Source organism: Ramlibacter sp. (genome assembly GCF_013697775.1).
Taxonomy (GTDB): Bacteria; Pseudomonadota; Gammaproteobacteria; order Burkholderiales; family Burkholderiaceae_C; genus Ramlibacter.
Window position 1 is genome coordinate 1 of sequence record NZ_JACCWG010000200.1, and the last position, 7,899, is coordinate 7,899.

3 protein-coding genes and 1 pseudogene are annotated in these 7,899 nt (G+C 70.6%); all 4 read left to right on the plus strand.

Annotated elements, in window-relative coordinates; translation table 11 throughout:
• A pseudogene (locus H0U68_RS09820) lies at positions 1–242 on the plus strand (efflux RND transporter periplasmic adaptor subunit); the annotation flags it as partial.
• Positions 243–264: 22 nt separating this feature from the next.
• Positions 265–3,378, plus strand: coding sequence for an efflux RND transporter permease subunit (locus H0U68_RS09825; RefSeq protein WP_296355052.1), 3,114 nt, complete (start codon positions 265–267; stop codon positions 3,376–3,378).
• On the plus strand, positions 3,375–6,698 hold the full coding sequence (locus H0U68_RS09830; RefSeq protein WP_296355054.1) for an efflux RND transporter permease subunit: 3,324 nt from the start codon (positions 3,375–3,377) through the stop codon (positions 6,696–6,698). Before H0U68_RS09825 ends, H0U68_RS09830 begins: the two co-directional genes overlap by 4 nt.
• A gap of 131 nt (positions 6,699–6,829) precedes the next feature.
• Positions 6,830–7,899, plus strand: a 1,070-nt coding sequence (locus tag H0U68_RS09835) for an efflux transporter outer membrane subunit (protein WP_296355055.1), incomplete at its 3' end; no start/stop codon positions are given.

Genomic DNA, 7,899 nt, shown 5'->3' on the forward strand with positions numbered 1-7,899 from the left:
GCAACGGCCAGCGCGCGTCCCCGCCGCCGGCGGCGGGCGCGAACAACAGCGCCTTGCCCACGCCCGAGCAGCGCAAGCGCATGCTCGATTCGGCCAAGGACAACCCCGAGCAGCTGGAGCGGCGCAAGCGGATGCTGGAAGCGCTGGACCGTGGCGACCCGCAGGCGCTGGAGCGCTGGCAGCAGATGCAGCAGCGCCGCCGCGAACGCGGCGCTGGCGGCGGCGGCGGCGACGGCCAGTGACGCACCGCAGGCACCGCCTTCGATGAGCCCGTCGCGCCCATTCATCCTGCGTCCGGTCGCCACCTCGCTGCTGATGGTGGCAATCGTGCTGGCTGGCCTGGTCGGCCTGAAGTTCCTGCCGCTGGCGGCGCTGCCGCAGGTGGACTACCCGACCATCCAGGTGCAGACCCTGTACCCGGGCGCCAGCCCGGAGGTGATGGCGCAGACCGTCACCGCGCCGCTGGAGCGGCAGTTCGGCCAGATGGCCGGCCTTTCGCGCATGAGTTCCACCAGCGCCGCCGGCGTGTCCATCGTCACGCTGCAGTTCGGCCTGGGCCTGGCGCTGGACGTGGCCGAGCAGCAGGTGCAGGCCTCCATCAACGCCGGCGCATCGCTGCTGCCGGCCGACCTGCCGGCGCCGCCGGTCTACGCCAAGGTGAACCCGGCCGACGCGCCGGTGCTCACGCTGGCGCTCACCTCCGACGCGCTGCCGCTGACCGAGGTGCGCAACATCGCCGACACGCGGCTGGCGCTGAAGATCAGCCAGGTCAGCGGCGTCGGCCTGGTCACGCTCGCGGGCGGGCAGCGGCCCGCCGTGCGCATCCAGGCCGACAACCGCGCGCTGGCGTCGGTGGGCCTCACGCTGGACAACATCCGCACGGCGATCGGCTCGGCCAACGCCAATGCCGCCAAGGGCAGCATCGACGGGCCGACCCGGTCGTACACCATCAACGCCAACGACCAGCTGCTCACCGCGGCGGACTACGCCAAGCTGGTGCTGTCGTACCGCAACGGCGCGCCGATCCGCCTGGGCGACGTGGCCAAGGTGGTGGAGAGCGCAGAGAACGTGAAACTGGGCGCCTTGGCCAACCTCAAGCCGGCCATCATCCTGAACGTGCAGCGCCAGCCCGGCGCCAACGTGATCGAGACGGTGGACGCCATCAAGTCGCGGCTGCCCGAGCGCACCGCCGGCCTGCCCGCGTCCATCAAGATCGACGTGCTGACCGACCGCACCACCGGCATCCGCGCCTCGGTGCACCACGTGCAGATGGAGCTGGTGCTGGCTGTGTTGCTGGTGGTGCTGGTGATCTTCGCCTTCCTGCACAGCCTGCGCGCCACCGTGATCGCCAGCCTGGCCGTGCCGATCTCGCTGGTGGGCACCTGCGGCGCCATGTACCTGCTGGGCTACAGCCTGAACAACCTGAGCCTGATGTCGCTGACCATCGCCACCGGCTTCGTGGTGGACGACGCCATCGTGATGATCGAGAACGTGGCGCGCCACATCGAGAACGGCGACGCGCCGATGGAGGCCGCGCTCAAGGGCGCCAGCGAGATCGGCTTCACCATCATCTCGCTGACCGTGTCGCTGATCGCGGTGCTGATCCCGCTGCTGTTCATGGGCGACGTGATCGGGCGGCTGTTCCGCGAATTCGCGGTCACGCTGGCCATCACCATCCTGATCTCCGCGGTGGTCTCGCTCACGCTGGTGCCGATGATGTCGGGCCGCTGGCTGAAGGCGCATTCCGGCGCGCCGCGCCCGGGCGGCTGGGGCGAGCGGCTGCAGCGGCGCTTCGACGGCGTGATCCGCCGCTACGACCGCGCGCTCACCTGGGTGCTGGCGCGCGAGCGCGCCACCCTGCTGGTGGCGCTGGGCACGCTGGCGCTCACCGTGCTGCTGTACGTGATGATCCCCAAAGGCCTGTTCCCCACGCAGAACACCGGCCAGCTGCAGGTGCGGGTGGAGGCGTCGCAGTCGGTCTCGTACCCGCGCATGGCGCAGCTGCAGCAGGACGTGGCGCGCCGCCTGCTGGAGGACCCGGCGGTGGAGAGCATCGCCAGCTTCGTCGGCGTGGACGCGGCCAACAACACCATGCTGCACACCGGCCGCATGCTGGTGAACCTGAAGGCCTCGCGCGGCAGCCTGGAGGACGTGATGAACGGCCTGCGCCGGCGCGGCCAGGGCGTGGCCGGCGTGAACCTGTACCTGCAGCCCACGCAGGACCTGACCATCGAATCGGAAAGCGGGCCCACGCAGTACCGGCTGGCGCTCGAAGGCGCCGACCAGGCGCAGGTGACCGACTGGGCCACGCGGCTGGTGCAGGCGCTGCAGAAGGTGCCGCAGGTGCGCAACGCCACCACCGACGCGGGCGCCACCGGCGCCGCCATCCAGGTGGACATCGACCGCGACACGGCGGCGCGGCTGAACATCAGCGCGGCCACCATCGACGAGGCGCTGTACAGCGCGTTCGGCCAGCGCATCGTCTCCACCATCTTCACCGAGACCAACCAGTACCGCGTGATCCTGGAGGCGCAGCCCGGCCTGCAGGCCTCGACGGAGGCGCTGGGCATGGTGCAGCTGCGCACCGCCTCGGGCGATGCGACGCCGCTGTCGGCGGTGGCCCGCATCACCGAACGGCGCGCGCCGCTGCAGCTGACGCACGTGGCGCAGTACCCTGCCGCCACCATCGGCTTCGACACCGCGCCGGGCGTGTCGCTGGGCCGCGCGGTGGACGCGATCCGCGGCGCGGCGAAGGAGCTGAAGGTGCCAAGCGCGCTGACCACAACCTTCCTGGGCGCGGCCGGCGCCTACGAAACCTCGTTGTCCAACCAGCTGTGGCTGATCCTGGCGGCGGTGGTGTGCGTGTACATCGTGCTGGGCGTGCTGTACGAGAGCTACATCCACCCGTTGACGATTTTGTCCACGCTGCCTTCGGCCGGCGTGGGCGCGCTGCTGGCGCTGATGGTGAGCGGCAGCGACCTGGGCGTGGTCGGCATCATCGGCATCATCCTGCTGATCGGCATCGTGAAGAAGAACGCCATCATGATGATCGACTTCGCCATCGACGCCGAGCGCGTGCAGGGCAAGAGCCCGCGCGAGGCCATCCACCAGGCCGCGCTGCTGCGCTTTCGCCCGATCCTGATGACCACGCTGGCGGCGCTGTTCGCCGCCGTGCCGCTGATGCTGAGCTGGGGCGAGGGCGCCGAACTGCGCCACCCGCTTGGCCTGGCGATCTTCGGCGGGCTGATCGTGAGCCAGTTGCTGACGCTGTTCACGACGCCGGTGATCTACCTGGGGTTCGACCGGCTGGGGCGGCGGTGGAAGAAGTCACCCTCACCCCAACGAAGTGAATTGCCCAGGGGTGAGGGCGCGGCGTGAACCTGTCGGCTCCCTTCATCCGCCGCCCCACCGGCACCGTGCTGCTCACGGTGTGGATCGCGCTGGCCGGCATCGCGGCGTTCTTCCGGCTGCCGGTGGCTTCGCTGCCTGCGGTGGATTTCCCGGTGATCTCGGTGCAGGCCAGCCTGCCGGGCGCCAGCCCGCAGACCATGGCCAGCAGCGTGGCCACGCCGCTGGAGCGGCGGCTGGGAACCATCGCGGGGGTCAACGAGGTCACCTCCAGCAGCGGTGTCGGCAGCAGCCGCGTCACATTGCAGTTCGACCTCAACCGCAACATCGACTCCGCCGCGCGCGAGGTGCAGGCGGCCATCAACGCCTCGCGCGCCGACCTGCCCTCCACCCTGCGCAGCAACCCGACCTACCGCAAGGCGAACCCGTCGGCCGCGCCGGTGCTGATCCTGGCGATGACCTCGAACACGCGCACGCCCGGCCAGATCTACGACGCGGTGTCCAACACCGTGCAGCAGAAGATCGCGCAGGTCACCGGCGTGGGCGACGTGGAACTCGGCGGCGGCTCGCAGCCGGCGGTGCGGGTGGAGATCAACCCGTTCGCGGTCAACCGCTACGGCATCTCGCTGGAGAACGTGCGCGCCGCGCTGCAGGCCGGCACCGCCAACCGGCCCAAGGGCGACGTCGATTCGCAGGGCCAGCGGCTGCAGATCTACACCGGCAGTGCGGCCGGCAGCCCGGCGCTGGGCCGCCCCGAGCCGGGTGCGCCCCCTGGGGGGGCCGGGCCGCAGGCCCTCGGGGGCCGTGTTTCTGCTGGCGACTACCGCGGCATGGTGGTCGCCTGGCGCAACGGCGCCGCGGTGCGCCTGGCCGACGTGGCCGAGGTGAGCGACGGGGTGGAGAACATCAACACGCTGGGCCTGTTCAACGGCCAGCCGTCGGTCGTCGTGCTGATCACCCTGCAGGCCGGCGCCAACGTCATCGAAACCGTGGACGCGGTGCGCGCGCTGCTGCCCGAGCTGCAGGCGCAGCTGCCCGGCGACATCAAGCTGCAGGTCGCGTCCGACCGCACCAAGTCGATCCGCGCCTCGCTGCACGAGGTGGAGATCACGCTGGCCATCGCCGTGCTGCTGGTGGTGCTGGTGGTCAGCGCCTTCCTGCGCAGCGCGCGCGCCACCTTCATCCCGGCGGCGGCCACCATCGTGTCGCTGCTGGGCACCTTCGGCGTGATGTGGCTGTTGGGCTTTTCGCTCAACAACATCAGCCTGATGGCGCTGACGGTGGCCACCGGCTTCGTGGTGGACGACGCCATCGTCGTGCTGGAAAACACCACCCGCCACATCGAGGCCGGCATGGACCGCTTCGAGGCGGCGCTGCTGGGGGCGCGCGAGGTCGGCTTCACCGTGCTGTCGATCAGCCTGTCGCTGGTGGCGGTGTTCATCCCGCTGCTGCTGATGGGCGGACAGGTCGGCCGGCTGTTCCGCGAGTTCGCGGTGACCCTGTCGGCCGCCGTGATGATCTCGCTGGTGATCTCGCTGACCACCACGCCCATGATGTGCGCCTGGCTGCTGCGCCCCGACACGCATGCGCGCCGGCCGGGGCCCATCGCGCGCGGCTTCGAGCGTGCGTTCTCGTGGACCCACCGCGCCTACGAGCACAGCCTGGACTGGGCGCTGCAGATGCGCTGGCTGGTGATGGTGATCCTGCTGGCGGTGGTGGTGCTCAACGGCTACCTGTTCGTGAAGGTGCCCAAGGGCTTTTTCCCGCAGCAGGACACGGGCCAGATCCAGGGCGGCATGCGCGCCGACCAGAGCATCTCGTTCACCGCCATGCAGTCCAAGCTGCGCGAGCTGGTGGACATCATCCGCGCCGACCCGGCGGTGGACACGGTGGTCGGCTTCACCGGCGGCTCGCGCGCCGGCGGCGGCTTCATGTCGATCAACCTGAAGCCGGCTTCCGAGCGCGGCGACGTGCGCGGCCAGGCGGTGATCGCGCGGCTGCGCCCGCAGCTGGCGCGCGTCACCGGCATCAGCCTGTTCCTCAATCCCGTGCAGGACCTGCGCATGGGCGGGCGGCAGAGCAACAGCACCTACCAGTACACCTTGAAAAGCGACAACGTGGCGGACCTGCGGCGCTGGGCCACGCGGCTGTCCGAAGCCATGAAGCGCCAGCCCGCGCTGACCGACGTGGACACCGACCAGCAGGAAAACGGCGTGGAAACCTATGTGGAGGTGGACCGCGACACGGCTTCCCGCCTGGGCATCACCTCGCGCGACGTGGACAACGCGCTGTACAACGCCTTCGGCCAGCGCCAGGTGGCGACCATCTACGAGGAGCTGAACCAGTACCGCGTGATCATGCAGGTGGCGCCGCGCTACGTGCGCAGCCCCGAGGCGCTGAAGGACATCTACGTGCCGGCGCGCAACGCCACCGGCACCACGGCGGCGGTGGCAGCCACGGCGACCAGCAGCACGGGCGGCAGCGGCACCAGCACCGCCTCGACCAGCGCCGCGTCGTCGGCCAATCCGTCGCTGCGCGACGCCTCCACCGCGCAGGCGGTGAGCGGCAGCGCCACCACCATGGTGCCGCTGGCGGCGATCGCGAAGTTCTCCGAGCGGTCCACGGCGGCGTCTGTCAACCACCAGGACGCGGAGCTGGCCACCACCATCTCCTACAACCTGGAAGAGGGCTCCACCATGGCCGACGGCCAGGCGGCGGTGCGCCAGGCCGAAGCCGACATCAGCCTGCCGAACAACGTGCGCGGCACCTTCCAGGGCACGGCGCGCGCGGCGGAGGAGTCGCAGGGCCAGCAGCCGCTCCTGATCGCCGCGGCGCTGGTGGTGATCTACATCGTGCTGGGCGTGCTGTACGAAAGCCTGGTGCACCCGATCACGGTGCTGTCCACGCTGCCTTCGGCCGGCGTCGGCGCGGTGCTGGCGCTGATGCTGTTCAAGCTGGAGTTCTCCATCATGGCGCTGATCGGCGTGTTCCTGCTGATCGGCATCGTGAAGAAAAACGCCATCCTCATCATCGACTTCGCGCTCGATGCCGAGCGTTCGCGCGGCCTCACGGCGCTGCAGGCGGTGCGCGAAGCCTGCCTGCTGCGCTTTCGCCCGATCCTGATGACCACGCTGGCCGCGGTGCTGGGCGCGCTGCCGCTGGCCATCGGCTTCGGCGAGGGCGCCGAGCTGCGCCGGCCGCTGGGCATCGCCATCATCGGCGGCCTGGTGGCCAGCCAGGTGCTCACGCTGCTCACCACGCCGGTGGTCTACCTGCTGCTGGACAAGCTGCGCCGCCGCAGCCCCATCGAACGCCAACTGGCGCGCAACGCCGAGCCGCAACCGCTATGAAGATTCCAAACCACCCACCCGCTCGCCGTGGGGCTTCGACAGGCTCAGCCCGAACGGTGATCTCACCCTGCCCACCCGTTCGCCCTGAGCCTGTCGAAGGGCCTTCGACAAGCTCAGCCCGAACGGTGTTGATGCTCTGCATCCTGCTGGCGTCCGCCGGCTGCACCACGCTGGGCCCGAGGTACGAAGTGCCGGCCACCGACACGTCCATCGCCTTCAAGGAAGGCCAGGGCGTGTGGCAGCGCGCGGTGCCGGCCGACGCGGTGGCGCGCGGGCCGTGGTGGGAGCTGTTCCAGGACCCCGTCCTCAACGGCCTGGCGTCGCAGGTGGAAGTGTCCAACCAGAACGTGGCCGCCGCGGTGGCCGCCTATGCGCAGGCGCGGGCGCTCACGGCCGAACAGCGCGCCTCGCTGTTCCCCGTGGTCTCGCTGGACGCCAGCGGCAACCGCAGCGGCGGAGGCGGCAACACGCCCACGCGCGGCAGCTACCAGGTGAGCATCGGCGCGAGCTGGGAGCCCGACGTGTGGGGGCGGCTGCGCCTGGGCGTGCAGGGCGCGCGCGCCTCCGAGCAGGCCACGTTGGCAGACCTGGCGTCGGCCCGGCTGTCGGCGCAGGGCGAGCTGGCGGTGAACTACTTCAACCTGCGCGAAGCCGACGTGCAGCGCGCATTGCTGGCCGAAACCCTCGAAGGCTACAAGCGCTCGCTGCAGATCGCGCGCAACCGCTACAACGCCGGCGTGGTGGCGCGCACCGATTTGCTGCAGGCCGAGACGCAGCTGGCCAATACGCAGGCCGACATGCTCACCCTGGAGCGCCAGCGCGCGCAGCTGGAACACGCCATCGCGGTGCTGGTCGGCAAGGCGCCGGCCAACTTCAGCCTGCCGGCGCAGCCGAAGTGGCAGCTGCACCTGCCCGACATTCCCGAGGCGCTGCCGTCCACGCTGCTGCAGCGCCGCCCCGACATCGCGGCGGCCGAGCGGCGCGTGGAGCAGGCCAACACGCGCATCGGCATCGCGCAGGCCGGCTACTACCCGAGCTTTCGCCTGTCGGGGTCGGCGGGGCTGAGCGCGGCCAGCATCGGCGACCTGTTCAGCGCGTCGGCCCTGGTGTGGTCGCTCGGCGCGTCGCTGGCACAGACCATCTTCAATGCCGGCGCCACCGGCGCGCAGGTGTCGCAGGCCCGCGCCGCGGTGGAACAAGC